Annotated in this window: 9 protein-coding genes; 7 read left to right on the top strand and 2 right to left on the bottom strand. The window is 37.5% G+C overall.

Annotated elements, in window-relative coordinates; all coding sequences use genetic code 11:
- The first annotated feature begins 166 nt into the window (after positions 1-166).
- The 7 genes from CZ225_RS20525 to CZ225_RS20495 all read left to right on the top strand — a co-directional run bounded on the left by CZ225_RS20525 (position 167) and on the right by CZ225_RS20495 (position 15,375).
- Positions 167-4,111 (top strand): helix-turn-helix domain-containing protein, encoded by a 3,945-nt coding sequence (locus CZ225_RS20525; protein ID WP_077155285.1) that lies wholly within the window; start codon positions 167-169, stop codon positions 4,109-4,111.
- Between the two features lie 250 nt (positions 4,112-4,361).
- On the top strand, positions 4,362-6,701 hold the full coding sequence (locus CZ225_RS20520) for a GH92 family glycosyl hydrolase (protein WP_083714686.1): 2,340 nt from the start codon (positions 4,362-4,364) through the stop codon (positions 6,699-6,701).
- Between the two features lie 18 nt (positions 6,702-6,719).
- The gene (locus CZ225_RS20515; protein WP_077155283.1) at positions 6,720-7,511 is read left to right on the top strand and encodes a basic secretory protein-like protein; all 792 of its coding nucleotides are present in this window, start codon (positions 6,720-6,722) and stop codon (positions 7,509-7,511) included.
- 17 nt (positions 7,512-7,528) lie between these two features.
- On the top strand, positions 7,529-9,847 hold the full coding sequence (locus CZ225_RS20510) for a GH92 family glycosyl hydrolase (protein ID WP_077155282.1): 2,319 nt from the start codon (positions 7,529-7,531) through the stop codon (positions 9,845-9,847).
- A gap of 148 nt (positions 9,848-9,995) precedes the next feature.
- A complete protein-coding gene (locus CZ225_RS20505) occupies positions 9,996-11,450 on the top strand; it encodes a basic secretory protein-like protein (RefSeq protein WP_083714685.1) in 1,455 nt (484 codons plus the stop codon).
- A 188-nt stretch (positions 11,451-11,638) separates the two neighbouring features.
- Positions 11,639-14,329 carry a hypothetical protein gene (locus CZ225_RS20500; protein WP_077155280.1) on the top strand — a complete coding sequence of 897 codons (2,691 nt, stop codon included), beginning with the start codon at positions 11,639-11,641 and terminating at the stop codon, positions 14,327-14,329.
- Positions 14,330-14,376: 47 nt separating this feature from the next.
- Positions 14,377-15,375, top strand: coding sequence for a glycoside hydrolase family 43 protein (locus CZ225_RS20495; RefSeq protein ID WP_077155279.1), 999 nt, complete (start codon positions 14,377-14,379; stop codon positions 15,373-15,375).
- 23 nt (positions 15,376-15,398) lie between these two features.
- Here CZ225_RS20495 and CZ225_RS20490 read toward each other — a convergent pair whose 3' ends face one another.
- On the bottom strand, positions 15,399-16,187 hold the full coding sequence (locus tag CZ225_RS20490; RefSeq protein WP_077155278.1) for a LytR/AlgR family response regulator transcription factor: 789 nt from the start codon (positions 16,185-16,187) through the stop codon (positions 15,399-15,401).
- Between the two features lie 19 nt (positions 16,188-16,206).
- Entirely contained in the window at positions 16,207-17,265 is a 1,059-nt protein-coding gene (locus tag CZ225_RS20485) for a sensor histidine kinase (RefSeq protein WP_077155277.1), read from the bottom strand.
- Between the last annotated feature and the right edge of the window lie 18 nt (positions 17,266-17,283).

Here is a 17,283-nt window from a genome sequence, read left to right as displayed (position 1 = left end):
TAGCAGCATTATTTTTTTGTTCTTGAAGGATGTCCTATTTCTATAAATAGGACCAAAAAGGAAATATGGTTTAAAACTGTCTTAGCTAATTGTTTTAAATTGCTATATTTGCCTTTGATATTTAAAAATAGTCCCTCTATTTGTGAGCTAATTTTAATAGTTTGTGATGAAAACACGCTTAATACTGAACATATTTACACTTTTATTCTCTTTAGGATGCTTGGCCGGTAATGAGAAAGATTCCTATTTTTTCTCAAAAGTGGATTATCAGCAAGGGTTATCTAATAGTGCAGTACTTTGCCTTTTTCAGGATAAAGCGGGGTTAATGTGGTTTGGTACTTATGATGGTGTGAATTGTTATGATAGCAAAGGGATGGAAGTATTCCGGTCTGACTTTTCTGCTGATCAAACGTTGAGTAATAATGTAATCCATTCCATTCAACAGGCAGATAGTAGTTGCTTGTGGATAACTACACATCTTGGGGTAAACCGTTTTTCGCAGAATGCACGAGAGATAGTCGGTTCTTACGATTTTTCCGGGGATTATTATCTGTATTCCAATGCTAAAGGGAATACTTGGGTCGTGAGTCATGATGGAATCTATTATTACAATACTCATCATAGAAAGTTTGTTCATCTTAAAGAACTACCTACCGAAATGGAAGTCGTAGAACGTCGCTCGTTTGTTGCCGATGATGGGGTGCTATGGTTTTTTCCATCCAATACGGGTAGTCTACAACAATTTTCACTAGATAGTTTTGAACAAGATACGCTCACTGGCAAAGTGACTACTACACTGACCGATTTCCATGCAAAACCTATTGATGATGTGTTTTATCAGAATGGTATTTTTGTTTTTATTGATAGGGATCGGGATTTATTTGTATATGATATTTCGCGTAAATCTAAAATTTATATTCGTAATATTTCTTCGTTGATGGAGAAGTATGGAGATATCAGGGGGATTGTCCCTTTTTATGAGGATATCATTATTGGTTTCAGAACGAATGGATTGGTACGATTAAGTGCCTCTGAAAAGTATGAAGCGGAAATTGTAGATCGTAATATACGTATATACGATATTTATCGGGATGTTCGTCAGGGGATTCTTTGGATTGCGTCGGACGGACAAGGGGCTATTATGTATTCAAAGAAATATTCTATCGCAACAAACTTAATGCTTAGTCATTTATCTCCTAATTTGAGTAGGCAGGTACGTTCTGTAATGACGGATAAATATGGAGGATTATGGTTTGGAACAAAAGGAGACGGCTTGTTGCATATTCCCCATTATAGCGATGGAATGGATCCTGCAAAAACAGTAGTCTATGCTCCAACGGGAAAACAAAATATTTCGTCCTATATTAAATGGGATAAAGAGTTTCATGTTTATAAGTTGAAACAGAGCCGATACATGGATGGCTTTTGGATTGGATCGGGAAATCCAGGACTGTTTTATTATTCATTTCAAGGCGGTGTGCTACATCAGGTAGAAGATGATTCGGAAGATCCGGCTATTGAAATACATGATATTTATGAAGAGAATGATAGTGTACTTTATGTGGTGACAGCCGGAGTTGGTTTTCGTAAGATTATACTTGATAAAAGTGGAGGAACTATAAAAGTTAAGAGTCAGAAGCGTTATCATTTCTTCAGTGAACAGCGGGAAGTAGCTATGTTTTATCCGATGTTAGCTGAGGGAGATTCTATTTTATGGTTAGGAAGTCGCGAAAAAGGATTAGTGAAGTTTGATAAAAAGACAGAAGAATACCAGTTGATTTCTTTGAAAGAGATGCTTCATAAGTCGGTAGACGATATATTGAGCTTACATCGTGCTAAAGATGGTTGCATGTATGTTGGGACCACTTCCGGATTGGTTTGTATATCCTTTCAGGGAAAGAAAATCAATGCCAGCTATATCGGACGAGAGCAAGGACTGTTAAATGATATGATTCATGGGGTATTGGAAGATGAAAATGGATTTCTGTGGCTAGGTACAAATCGGGGATTAATTAAATATAATCCGAAAAACGATTCATCTCATGCTTATTATTATAGCGCAGGTGTACAGATTGGGGAGTTCAGTGATGATGCTTATTATCGCTGTCCTTATACTGGACATCTTTTTTTCGGAGGAATTGACGGATTGTTGTTTTTAGATAAGGTGGTTGCAGTGGTCCCTGAATATCACCCGGATATTTTATTACGTAAATTGAGTATCGGACGTTCACAGGTAAATTTGAAAGATTATTATGTAAATGGTGATAAAGCTTTGCAATTTGAGGGAGCAGGCGTCTCTTTTACTCTTTCTTTTGTAGTACCGGATTTCCTTTCGGGGAATGATATTGAGTATTCGTATATGTTAGAGGGATATGATAAGGATTGGACTTCTTTCAGTAGTATGAATGAAGCTTCTTATACAGGTGTGCCGGGAGGAGACTACTTATTTAAAGTCCGATATAAAAATGATGTGTTCGATACGGAGTATCGGTGCTTCTCCATTCCTGTCCATGTTCTTTCTCCTTGGTATCGTTCGCTGCCAGCCTATATCATTTATGGCTTATTACTAATCATGCTATTAGGATATCTGGTTTATTTACTTCGTAAAAATTTGCTTCAGGAACGTATGATGAAGCGTTTGCGCGGGATAGAAAATCGTCAGGAAAGTGCAGGTGTCGATTCTTGTAATCGGGACGTGCTTGATCGTTTTACTTTTATATATAATTTCTGTGACCAGTTGCGTGCAGAAAACATATCTTATGAACAACGTATTGAGACGGTCGAGTTAATTCGTGAAACTGTAATGGCAGCTTTACTTAGTCCGGATAACCTGAATCGAAGAGAACTTAAGCAATTCTTTCCGGATCGTTTTATTGTAGCAGCTCGTATGTGTATACAGGAAGTTTCGTTAGCTGTGTTGCATACATTGAAAGAGCAAGGGATTGATAGTTCTATTGTGAAATCAGTCATACCGAAGGATTTTACTTTCCCCATTTATAAGAATGCATTACATAGTATTCTTTATTATTGTTATCTCTGGGTAGCCGAAACAAAAGGCATATTGGGTGTTACAGTAGATGTAAAGGAAGAAAACGGGGAGATGCTGTTGCTTTTCTTGTCTACAGACGATACGGCGAAAATGTTGTTTGAACATCTTTCCGGCAAAACTGCTTCCGATGTTGTAAGGAGCTCGGATCATGCGTTTAGTGTTCAGTTGTTATTGTGTTTTGTGCAGTCTGCTTTAGAACGGATTGATGCAAAACTTCATTATACTGATAAGGGCGATAAGAAACAATTGACGATAACCTTTGAACCGGCAATCTTGACGGAAGTCGGAGGGAAGAAAAAGAAAACGGTTCTTTTATTGGAAGATAGAGATGAAATGGCTTGGCTGATTGGTAACTTTCTGGCTGATGAATATGCTGTAATGCAGGTGAAGAGTGTGCAGCTTGCATTTGAAGAAATACATCGTTCGGCTCCCTCTCTGTTCCTGGTTGATATGACGATGTATGCGAATGCCGAAAGTGTTTTTATGGATTATATTAGTAAGAATCGTTCATTACTTTCGAAAACCGCATTTATCCCTATGCTGACTTGGAAGGTTAGTTCGTCTATTCAGCGCGAATTAATTTTATGGTCAGACTCTTATATTGTACTTCCTTATGATATTTTGTTCTTGCGGGAAGTTGTTCATAATGCAATATATGGTAAGTATCAAGTGAAGCAGATTTATATGGAGGATTTGGGTGATCTCGCCGGACAGATTGTTTGTAACACGCCGGAACAAGCTGATTTTATCCGTAAAATGTTACAAGTGATTGAGCAGAATCTGAATCAGGAAGAATTGGGTTCAACGCTGATTGCTGATCGTATGGCGATGAGTCCCCGCCAATTTTATCGGAAGTTCAAAGAAATTTCAAATGTAGCTCCAGGTGATTTGATAAAGAGTTATCGGATGGAGAAAGCTGCACGCTTGTTGCTGAATAATGATATGTCTATCCAAGATGTGATTACTGATGTCGGTATAGCTAGCCGTTCTTATTTTTATAAAGAATTTACCCGTCGTTTTGGTATGACACCCAAAGATTACCGGGAACAACACACAAAATAAAAAGAAGATGACTATACTGTTTATTATTAATTTGTATTTATGTTTGTGCTCTAATTGTACATCGTAAATTAATATTGGCTGATTTTCAATATTATAGCTTGTGCTCTATTTGATCTGTATGTGCTCTAAATGGACAAATCCGAATTGACAGGAATTTGTCACTCTGGAGGATCAGGATTGCTAGAGAAGAGCTTAAATTTGCTGGTGAATATATAAATCTGATAACTTTTTAATATCTTAATTCGTGAACATGAATAAAAATAAACTATTCTCTTTCACTGCGACTCTACTATTGGGGATTTCCTCTACATTCGCACAACAACCTGTAGATTATGTTAATCCTATCATTGGGACGAATGGGATGGGACATACGTTTCCCGGTTCTTGTACTCCTTTTGGTCTGATACAGTTAAGTCCGGACACAGATACAATTCCTCATAATGTGAATGGGGCTTATCAAAAAAATGCTTATGAATATTGTGCAGGTTATCAGTATCGTGATAAAACAATTGTCGGTTTCAGTCATACGCATTTGAGCGGAACAGGACATTCGGATTTGGGAGATATTCTTTTAATGCCTGCTGTGGGTGAATTGAAGTTGAATCCCGGGCGGGCAGAAAATCCGGATGAGGGGTATCGTTCACGTTTTGACCATGCTACTGAAAAGGCAACTCCCGGGTATTACGAGGTTATGTTGGACGATTATGGTATTAAGGCACAACTAACCGCCACACAACGGGTAGGAGTACATAAATATACTTTCCCTAAAGATAAAAACGGTCATTTAGTATTGGATCTTGCACATGGCATTTATAATTATGATGGTAAAGTGCTGTGGGCTAATCTACGGGTAGAAAATGATACATTGCTGACCGGTTATCGTATTACGAATGGTTGGGCACGTACCAATTATACCTATTTTGCTATTTCCTTGTCTCAACCGATAAAAGATTACGGATATAAAGATAAAGCAAAGGTATTATACAATGGTTTTTGGCGTCGCTTTAAACTGGAAAAGAATTTTCCGGAGATTACGGGACGCAAGATTGTTGCTTATTTCAACTTTGATACAGAACAACAACCTGAGTTAGTCGTAAAAGTGGCACTTTCTGCGGTAAGTACAGAGGGGGCAATCAAGAATCTCCGTGCGGAAGCTGAAGGACGAAGTTTTGAACAGTTGGCAGAAGCTGCCCGCAAAAGTTGGAATGATGAGTTGGATCATTATGAGATAGAAGGAACACAGGATCAAAAGGCAATGTTTTATACTTCACTTTACCATACGATGATCAATCCGTCAGTTTATATGGATGTAGATGGTTCATATCGTGGATTAGACCATAATATTCATCAGGCAAAAGATTTTACTAATTATACAATTTTCTCTTTATGGGATACTTATCGTGCCCAACATCCATTCTTGAATTTGATTAAACCGGACCGTAATGCAGATATGGTGGAATCAATGATCAAACATCAACAGCAGAGTGTTCATGGAATGCTTCCTGTATGGAGTCATATGGGGAATGAGAATTGGTGTATGAGTGGATATCATGCTGTATCTGTATTGTCGGATGCTATTACAAAAGGTGTATTTACAAATACCGATGAGGCTTTAGCTGCAATGGTAAGTACCTCGACCGTTCCTTATTATGAAGGAGTTGCAGACTATATGAAGTTGGGATATATTCCTTTGGATAAAAGCGGAACAGCAGCATCTTCCACATTGGAATATGCTTATGATGACTGGACCATTTATCAGGCAGCTTTAAAAGCTGGTAATAAGGAAGTAGCAGAGGACTATCGAAAACGTGCTTTGAATTATCGGAATATTTATGATACGACAATTGGTTTTGCGCGTCCGCGTTATAGTGATGGTACCTTTAAAAAAGATTTTGATGTATTGCAAACTTATGGTGAAGGTTTTATTGAAGGTAATTCCTGGAATTTCTCATTTCATGTACCTCATGATGTATTTGGTATGATGGATTTAATGGGAGGAGAAAAGAAATTTGTAGAGAAATTGGACGAGCTGTTCTCTATGCATTTGCCTGAGAAATATTATGCAGATAATGAAGATATTACTTTAGATTGTCTGGTAGGTGGTTATGTTCATGGTAATGAACCAAGTCATCATGTTCCATATTTATATGCCTGGACGTCTCAGCCATGGAAAACTCAATTCTGGCTACGTGATATTTTGAATCGTATGTACCGAAACGATATTAACGGTCTGGGAGGAAACGATGATTGCGGACAGATGTCGGCATGGTATTTGTTTACTGTAATGGGATTTTATCCTGTTTGTCCCGGAACTGACCAATATGTATTAGGAGCTCCTTATTTACCATACTTGAAACTGAAGCTTCCGAATGGAAAAACGCTGGAGATTAAAGCACCCGGGGTTAGTGATAAAAAACGCTATGTTCATTCTCTAAAGATAAATGGTGTAGCTTATGATAAAATGTATGTTACTCATGAAGACATCTTAAAGGGAGGTATTTGGGAATTTAAGATGAGTTCTTCTCCGAATAAACGTCGTGGACTTGCAGCAGAAGATAAACCATATTCATTAACAAATGGGGTAAACTAAATTATAAAAACACTTGATATGAAAAAGAAATATTTATTTTATGGATTATTCCTGTTGGTAGGAATAGGAGCTTGTTCGACAAGTAAAAAAGGACAGCAAGATGGGGCAGAGGTTTTATGGGAAAAATATAATGTCGGAACCGTATTGTTTCAGGATAAGGCTCCGAATTCAAAAGGTTCCGATATTTATCATCGGATTATTCCGGATGCTGAATCATATATTAAAGAACAGGCACGTACCGTATTGGCCACACTTTATAATTCTCCCAAAGATAGTATTGTACCGGTATATAAGATTCATTATACATTAGAAGATATTGATGGAGTTTCTGCTAAAGGTGGTAATCATGGAAATATTTCTATTTTCTATAGTACACGTCATATTGAAAAGTCATTTGCGGCAAATGATACGGCAAAACTTTTCTTTGAGACTCGCGGAGTACTTCTGCATGAATTGACTCATGCTTATCAGTTGGAACCTCAAGGTATTGGAAATTATGGTAATAGTCGTGTGTTCTGGGCATTTATTGAGGGGATGGCGGATGCTGTACGTGTAGCAAACGGAGGATTTGGACCGGGAGCTCGTCCGAAAGGAGGGAATTATATGGACGGTTATCGTACCGCAGGTTATTTCTTCGTATGGTTGCGTGACAATAAAGATCCGGAATTCTTACGGAAGTTTAATCGTAGTACATTGGAAGTTGTACCTTGGTCATTCGACGGAGCTATTAAGCATGTGTTAGGTAAGGAGTATAACATAGATGACTTATGGCACGAATATCAGGTAGCAGTAGGAGATACACAAGCATAAAATAAATCGCGATGAGAATGACTGGAAAGAAGTTGTTTTTGGTTTTGTCATGTCTGGCAACTTTGCCAGGCATGGCTCAAACCGAAAAAATGATTGAGTACGTGAATCCATTTGTGGGAACGGATGGATATGGAAATGTTTATCCGGGAGCTCAGATTCCTTTTGGAGGAATCCAGATAAGTCCGGATACAGATGCTAAGTTCTATGACGCAGCATCCGGATATAAATACAACCATCCAACGATCATGGGATTTAGCTTGACACACTTAAGTGGCACAGGGATTCCGGATTTGGGAGATTTCTTGTTTATACCGGGAACAGGAGAAATGAAATTGGAACCGGGTACCCATGAGGAACCTGATAAAGGATATCGTTCACGTTATTCACATGAACAGGAATGGGCAACTCCCAATTATTATGCCGTAAAACTGACAGATTATAATGTGAAGGCTGAGATGACCTCAGGTTTGCGTAGTGGAATTTTTCGCTTTACCTTTCCTAAATCAGACAAGGCATTTATTATGATTGACATGAATCATACTTTATGGCAATCTTGTGAGTGGTCAAATCTACGAATGATTAACGATTCTACAATTACGGGTTATAAACTGGTGAAAGGATGGGGACCGGAACGTCATGTCTATTTTACGGCTGTTTTTTCAAAGAAACTCGACGGACTTCGGTTTATGCAGGATAAGAAGCCTGTGATTTACAATACTTCCCGCTTTCGTAGTTGTAACGAAGCTTGGGGTAAGAATTTGATGGCTTGTCTTTCTTTCAACACAGAACAAGGAGAGATTGTTACTGTAAAAACGTCTATTTCTGCTGTTAGTACAGATGGGGCTATGCAGAATATGAAGGAGTTGGATGGTATGACATTTGATGAATTGAAAGCAAAAGGAGAGGAGCTTTGGGAGAAAGAATTGAATAAATATACACTGGAAGCTGATCGGAAAACGAAAGAAACATTCTATACTTCGGCTTACCATGCAGCTTTGCATCCTTTCATATTTCAGGATTCCGACGGTAGTTTCCGGGGGCTGGATAAGAATATTGAAAAAGCGGAAGGCTTTACGAACTATACTGTATTTTCTTTATGGGATACTTATCGTGCCTTGCATCCTTGGTTCAACTTGGTTCAGCAAGATGTAAATGCGAATATTGCCAATTCTATGTTGGCTCACTACGATAAGAGTGTAGAAAAAATGTTGCCTATCTGGTCATTTTATGGAAATGAGACTTGGTGTATGATTGGCTATCATGCTGTGTCTGTATTGGCGGATATGATAGTAAAAGGTGTTAAGGGATTTGATTACGAACGTGCCTATGAGGCAATGAAGACTACGGCAACGAATCCACATTATGATTGTTTGCCGGAATATAGTTCGATGGGGTATGTACCTTTTGACAAAGAAGCTGAGTCGGTATCTAAAACATTGGAATACGCTTACGATGATTATTGTATTGCGCAGGCTGCTAAGAAATTAGGAAAAGAAGACGATTATCGTTATTTCCTGAATCGTGCACTTTCTTATCAAACTTTGATTGATCCGGAAACGAAATATATGCGTGGACGGGATAGTAAAGGTGATTGGCGTACTCCGTTTACTCCTGTAGCTTATCAAGGACCTGGTTCTGTAAATGGTTGGGGAGATATAACAGAAGGTTTCACGTTGCAGTATACTTGGTATGTTCCGCAGGATGTTCAAGGATATATAAACGAAGCTGGAAAAGAACTGTTCCGTAAACGCCTTGACGATCTTTTTACGGTGGAACTTCCGGATGATATTCCCGGAGCACATGATATTCAAGGACGTATTGGTGCTTATTGGCATGGCAATGAGCCTTGTCATCATGTAGCTTATTTATATAATTATCTGAAAGAACCGTGGAAATGCCAAAAGTGGGTTCGTACAATCGTAGATCGCTTCTATGGTAACACACCGGATGCGTTGAGTGGCAATGATGATTGTGGGCAGATGTCTGCATGGTATATGTTTAATTGTATCGGTTTCTATCCGATTGCTCCTTCGAGCAATGTTTATAATATTGGTTCTCCTTGTGCTAAAGCAATTACTATTCGTATGAGTAATGGTAAAATGATTGAGATGAAGGCGGACAATTGGTCACCAAAGAATGTATATGTGAAAGAGTTATATGTGAATGATAAGAAATATGATAAGTCTTATCTGACATACGATGATGTTCGTGATGGTGTAAAACTTCGATTTGTGATGAGTGCTAAACCGAATTATAAACGGGCTATATCCGATGAGGCAGTGCCTCCATCACTTTCATTACCCGGAAAAACGATGAAATATCAACAGATAAAATAAAATTGATTTGCGTATTGTTAATCCCTGAAAAAAGCAGGATATATTCGGAAGTTAAACCCATATATCTCTTCTCATTTAGCTCATAATCTATTGATTGTGGAGGCATAGGAGACTGTAGGGATGAATAGATAAAATAATAAAGATAATTATGGTAAGAAAGCTAATGATTTTACTCATAGCTTTCTTGCTTTCATTACCCGCTTTCTCTAAAGACTTTAAGGTGAATGTTTTTGGTGGAAGAAACAGTGTTGTAGTGAAGCAAGAAGGTGACGGAACGATAGAAAATGCTTATTCATTGAAAGTGGGATCTCGGAAGTATAAATTCAATTTAAAAGGAGATCAAACGTTTCGGGTAGAAAACTTAAAAGAGAAGTCTTATAAAGTAGTGTTGAAACAACAGGATAAGAAAAGTTTTTTTATTCCTTATAAAAGTGTTGTTCAGGTGTATGGGAATAAGTACCAAGAAAAATTATCTCCTCAACAACCGTCAGATGCTTATCTTGACCCCGAAATAGACGAACTTACCATTATATGGAAAGACAAAACGGAGAATAATGAGCAATTAGGAAAATATATTGGTGCAGAGATTAGTTATTCTAACTTGCGTAACCAACAAAAACATTTGTTACTCAGAGGACAACGAAATACAGTCGTTACCACTTCTCAGGATGTTATGGTACGATTGGCTTATATACCCGAGCAATGTATAGACACTTTTTATACTTCTTCTTTTGCTGTGAATGCCCGAGAAATAAGTTTAGAAGACAAGTGGAAATCCTTTTCGTTGCCCGAGAATATAAATGTATGCATAGATGATTCGATGCGTCAATCATCTATTGTACAGCTGTATGCAAAAATACTCCTTGATAAACCGGAGAATGACCCGATGGTGGTAGCAACAGAGCACAAGGCTGAAAATGTAAATGAGTTGGTTGGAAATTTCGATTCATTCTACAAACGTGTGATATTAAGAGTAGTCAATGTACTTTATGCTCCGGGCGACGACATTATTAATATCAAGCAACTGACTAATATGGTTGGAGCTATGGTAAAAGAGAAGGAAGGGTTTGATGGGGCTACTCCTGCATATCTAAGCCATCATCAGGGGAAAGCACGTATGAAGTTGAATGCTCCTTATCTTGAAAATTATTATAAAAGAAGTAATTTTAATGTTTTAAAAAACGAGCAGATTGGTATTTTCCTTCATGAATTGACACATGCTTATCAACATTACCCCAATTATAAAAAGACGGAAAATGCGGACCATTATTTTGTTGGTCTAGAAGGTATGGCAGATGCAGTACGTTTTATAGCAAAAGGATTTGGAGATAAGGAACGAATTGGTGCTGGTTTGCAAGGCGAAAAAAGTGAGAAGAAATGGCTGACTCCTTATCGTGTTTCTGCTTGTTTCTTAATGTGGTTACGTAATTTTGATGGGGATTTCGTTCGTAAGTTCCATCGTACTATAAAAGAAATAGATCATTGGTCGTTTGATAAAGCTATTCACCAAATTCTTGGAGAACAGTATGAGGCAGAACAATTATGGAACCTCTATTTGAAGGATGTGAAAGAAGAAGCACTGGAGAAAGGATATTTAAAATAGTGTTTGGTTGCTGTTTTATTATGGTAACAGAGTTAGAACAAAATTTATGAAAGGAGACAATTATAATATCAAATGCTTCAGAAAAGGATAAAATCGTCTCAATTTGCTCCTTCTTGCTATCATTTGTTTGTGTATTTTTTCATTGCTATTAAAAAATAGTTATATTTGAACCACAAAATCTTGTAGAGATGAAAAACAAAAGACTATTCTTAATTCTTGTAGTTTGCAATCTGCTAGCTACAGTTGTAGTTGGGCAAGAGCTTCCGGCTCAAGGTGGTATATTTGAACAGTACATGAAACAAGCACAAACTTTTGCTTCAAACTATCCACGTGAAAAAGCCTATCTGCATTTTGATAATACTAGTTACTATATAGGTGACACTATTTGGTTTAAGGCTTATGTGACTCTTGCAGAACAGCCAACATTTAGTGAGATAAGTCGGCCATTGTATGTGGAACTAATAGACCAGGCTGGTCATATCAGAGACAAGCAAATTATAAAACTCTCTCAAGGACAAGGAAACGGACAGATAGCTCTTCCTAAGTCGTTGCTGTCCGGTTACTATGAGGTGCGGGCTTATACTCGTTGGATGCTAGGATTTAGCGAACCACAATATTTCTCACGTACTTTCCCAATATACCAATTAGCAAGAGGGAATCAGTCGGAACGTAATATCACTAATTATGATTTAAGTACCTCTATGGATCAACGTCCGGAGATAACTAAAAAGAAATTAGATATAGGATTTTTTCCCGAGGGCGGGCAGTTAGTCGAAGGATTAGAGTCACGTGTCGCTTTTAAAGCAGAAAGTAATCGGGATGGCGACATTCAATTATCTGGAGCACTTTATTCTGCCGATGGAAAAGAACTCGCAAAATTAGAAACGATGCACGACGGTATGGGACATTTTAATTATACTCCCACATCTTCACCGGCTATTGCTAAAGTAAACTTTAAAGGAAATGAATATAAGTTTGAACTTCCGAAAGCACTTCCATCAGGCTATGTGATGAAGGTGGACAATGCATCAGGTGTTCTTTCTGTAAATGTATCCTGTAATGCAAAAACAGCCCAAGATTCTCTGGCTATTTTTATTAGTCATGCTGGTAGACCTTATGCTTATAAAACAATTTATTGTCAAGCAGATGCACCTCAATACATGACGATGCGCTCTCGTGACTTACCTTCAGGTGTTATTCAGATTAGTCTTATCAATCGTGCAGGACATACAGTATGTGAGCGTTTTACTTTTTGTTTTCCTAAAGCACCTTTACGTATATCAGCTTCCGGATTGAAAAGGGTCTATGAACCATATGCACCTATTCGTTGTGAGTTGCAGCTAAAAGATTCGTCAGGGAATCCTGTAGCAGGTAATTTGTCTGTAAGTGTACGAGATGCATTGCGTTCTGATTATTTGGAGTATGATAATAATCTATTTACCGATCTTTTATTTACCTCCGATTTGAAAGGTTATATTCATCAACCAGGTTATTACTTAGTTGACATGGATACTAAAAAGCTGCAAGAACTGGATATCTTGATGTTAGTACATGGATGGCGTAAATACGATATGGAACAAATAATCGGAGTTACTCCATACACACCACTACAAAGACCGGAATCACAGTTGGTTCTGAATGGTCAAGTAAAATCTACTATTCTAAAGAATGAATTGAAAAATATCGGTCTTAGTGTAATGATTAAAAAGGAGGACGGTATTATTACCGGGCAAACTGTAACAGATGAGAATGGACGCTTTTCTATTCCTATGGAGGATTTTGAAGGAAGTGAGGAAGCACTATTCCAGACACGTAGATTGAATAAGAATCGTAATAAAGATGCTTTTATTATGATTGATCGTAATTTCTCTCCTAAAGTGCGCCCTCTTGATTATTTGGAATCTCATCCGGAATGGAAAGATCTGGATCAATGGAGACAAGTAGTGGATGATTTCGATTCTCTTTATCTGGATTCACTTCGTAGAGTAGAAAGTGACTTCTTGTTGGATGAAGTTGTTGTCAAAAGTAAAAAACGCAAAGGTTACATGGATACGAAAATCAGTGAAAAGAGTATAGACGCTTACTATGATGTACGTCAGATTGTTGATTTGTTGCGTGACCAAGGAAAATTTGTTAATTCGATTCCTGAATTCTTGGAAATACAGAGCCCGCAATTTCTTTGGGATAAAAGAGATGATTCATACACTTATCGGTTGAAGCCAATGAAGTTTATTTTCGATGGTAAAATTTTGTCTCGTGTGGAAGAAAAGATGATGTTGACTGAGATTGACGGATTGGCTTCAATGATTATATGTAAAGGAAATCAGGCTATTCGTGATGAGATACTTAACAATTCCAGCCTATCTGGTGTAAATGATGTGTTGGATCTTAGTACTTCTGATGATCGCAGTATGACAGATGATATGAATAGAACAGATCCGGACGATCTTAGTTCTACAAATAATAGTAGTACAAGTACTACAAGTAATAGTAATACTTTGAATAATAATAAAAAATTAGATATGACAAATTTAGATGAGTTTATATTTGTATATCTGATACCTCTTCCTCACCATGATATTATGAATAAGAATGAGACAGCAGCTTGGGGAACCCGTAAGACAGTCATACAAGGTTACACACCTGTATTGGAATGTTATTCTCCTTCTTATCCGCAAAAACAGTTGTACATGGACAGGGTCGATAAGAGACGTACTCTTTACTGGAATCCTGCTGTACAGACAGATGCAGAAGGAAAGGCTGTAATCGAATGTTATAATAATCAGTATTCCACTCCTTTGGTTATTCAGGCGGAAACCATGACTAATGGTCGGATTGGAAGTGTTACTTATTCAACGATACCGGCAGCTGATAAATAGTTTTTTAGATAAAAGTTAGTTATATATTAATTTAAATTTTTTGTGATATGAAGTATAGAAACATTTTTCTTTCTATAGTATTAGGCTGTTCTACTTCTCTTTGTGCTCAGAAAGCTTCTACTCCAAAGGAAACAAGTGGTAATCCCATTTTCCAAGGATGGTATGCTGATCCGGAGGGAGTTGTGTTTAATAAGGAATATTGGGTTTATCCGACATATTCTGCTCCTTATGATGATCAGATATTTATGGATGCTTTCTCATCCACTGATCTGGTAAATTGGAAAAAGCACCCCAGAGTAATTGAAAAAAAGAATATTAGTTGGCTACGACGTGCATTATGGGCACCGGCAGTCGTTCAGGAAAATGGGAAATACTATTTGTTCTTTGGTGCTAATGACATCCAGAACAATAATGAACTGGGAGGTATTGGTGTTGCAGTAGCAGACAAACCGGAAGGACCTTTTAAAGATGCTTTAGGTAAACCTTTAATTGATAAAATTATTAATGGGGCACAGCCTATCGACCAGTATGTATTTAAAGATGATGACGGTCAGTATTATATGTATTATGGGGGATGGAGACATTGCAATATGGTAAAGATGGCTCCGGATTTATTGAGTATAGTTCCTTTTGAAGATGGGACTATGTATAAGGAAGTAACTCCCGAAAATTATGTGGAAGGTCCGTTTATGTTGAAACGAAAAGGAAAATATTATTTCATGTGGTCTGAAGGCGGATGGGGTGGTCCCGATTATTGTGTGGCATATGCTATTGCTGATTCTCCTTTTGGACCATTTAAAAGAATTGGGAAGATTTTGGAACAGGATCTTTCAGTTGCAGTCGGAGCTGGTCATCATTCTTTGATAAAAGGTCGAGGTAAAGATGAATGGTACATTATTTATCATCGTCGTCCGTTAGGAGAAACAGCTGCTAATAGTCGTGTGACATGTATCGATCGTTTATATTTTGATAAGGATGGCTATATAAAACCTATAAAGATGACTTTCGAAGGAGTAAAAGCTAGTCCTCTCAAGAAATCTCGTTAATTGATATATTTAAGGGGTGGTGCTTATTTTCCTGAGAACCACTCCTTGAATTCTGAAACTCTTGCTTTGCTGACTAATATTTTTTCTGTTATTCCCGAATATCTAAGATTGATAGATAACCGACTGTTGAACCAAAGGTCAATATCTTTAATTGCTTCTTTTGAAATTAAGTATTGGCGGTTAGCTCTAAAAAAGAGGTTAGGATTTAAGCAATCGGTAAGTTCATCCAATGTCTGAGGAAAATAGTGTTCCGTTCCATCTGCTAATACGGCTTTTACCTGACAATCTTTGATGTAGAACAATTGTATCATGTCTACAGAAATAGGCAATAATTTATCTCCTTTCAGAGGAATGAGGAAGTGTGTCTTATAGTTCTCTTGCTTTTTAAGGGAGTGAATTAATTGTAATAGCTCATTGTCTTGTACTTGTTGGTCATGTTCATTGTTTACAGGAGATTCCTGTAAACTCTCCAGTTTTTCAAAAGCATGTTCGATATCTTCTTTGCCAATTGGTTTGAGTAAATAGTCGATACTGTTTACTTTGAATGCACGTAAAGCATACTCATCATAAGCGGTAGTGAATATGATTGGGCAAGAGATATGGATATGTTCAAATATCTCAAAGGCAGAACCGTCTGCCAGATGAATATCCATAAATACCAGTTCAGGCATCGAGTGGCTATTAAACCATTCGATAGTGCCCTCAATGCTATCTAATACTGTGATCACTTCTGCATTCGGTTTTATTTCGTTAAGTAGCGAAGTAAGGTTACGTACAGCTGCCTTTTCATCTTCAATAATAACAGTTTTCATAGCTTCTCACAAATAAATATTATAGATTCTGGTAAATAAGAGGAATGCGTACAGTAAATTCTTTATCTTCTGTGATTTGAATATCTTGTTTGAATAACAGGCGGTATCGTTTTGCTAGGTTTACCAGGCCAATTCCGGTACCCGGAGTAGCAGTCCATTTGGGCTGAATAGTATTGCTGACCGCTAAGAATCCTTCTGTATCCGTAGAAATATGTATGGTCAGTGGTTTGCGATTACTGATCTCATTGTGTTTAACAGCATTTTCAATCAATACTTGTATTGCCATAGGAGGGAGATGGTAAGTCTCGAAAGATTTATTTATCTGTATATCGAATTGCAGATTGTTTTCAAATCTCATTTTCAATAAGAAGATATAGGCAGAAGCAAAATCCATTTCCTCCCGAAGACTGACACTTTGTGAATCGTTGCTTTGTAGTGTATACCGTAATACCCGGGACAATTCCTGAATGTAATCTTGTGCTTTATTTTGATTTTCACGGACCAATGATTGTAAAGTGTTCAGAGAGTTGAACAACATATGTGGATTAAGTTGATTCTTCAGTACCTCATATTGGTTACGAATATTTTCGGCTTGTAATTGTTCATTTTCTACCGATACTTGTTGTTGGCGACGAATAAGATATATGATGTAACAACTACTGGTAACAAGGCAGGAAATGATAAAGTCGCGTAAAGGATGTAAGTAATGATGTACCATTGCATCGATTGCCGGGATATCTAAAGTATTGTGCAGGAATACAAAAAACTGTCCCAACAGATTATTTAATATCCATGTAAGGATGAAAGAAAGAAGAATCTTAGTTCCTGTGATCTTGATAGACGCTTGGTTGAAATGAAATAATCGTGTATTAATGGCAAAGAGAAGCAACAGAGAAAGAAAAGTGAACCAAACTTCATTGGCTACATCCATAAATCTCATTCCCGGAAAAAGAGAGTGACTCTCGAACCGGTCGAAGAGAGAGACTAATTCCGGAAAATGAATAAGTACAGCCACCACCATGGAAATGATGACTGTAGAGAGCAGATACTTATCTTTTCTTATGGTCTTTACTATCATACTGCAAAGATAGTTGTT

The sequence above is a fragment of the Bacteroides bouchesdurhonensis genome, from assembly GCF_900155865.1.
Taxonomy (GTDB): Bacteria; Bacteroidota; Bacteroidia; order Bacteroidales; family Bacteroidaceae; genus Bacteroides; species Bacteroides bouchesdurhonensis.
The sequence above is the reverse complement of the archived record's forward strand: the minus strand, read 5'-3'. Positions and strand labels throughout refer to the sequence as shown.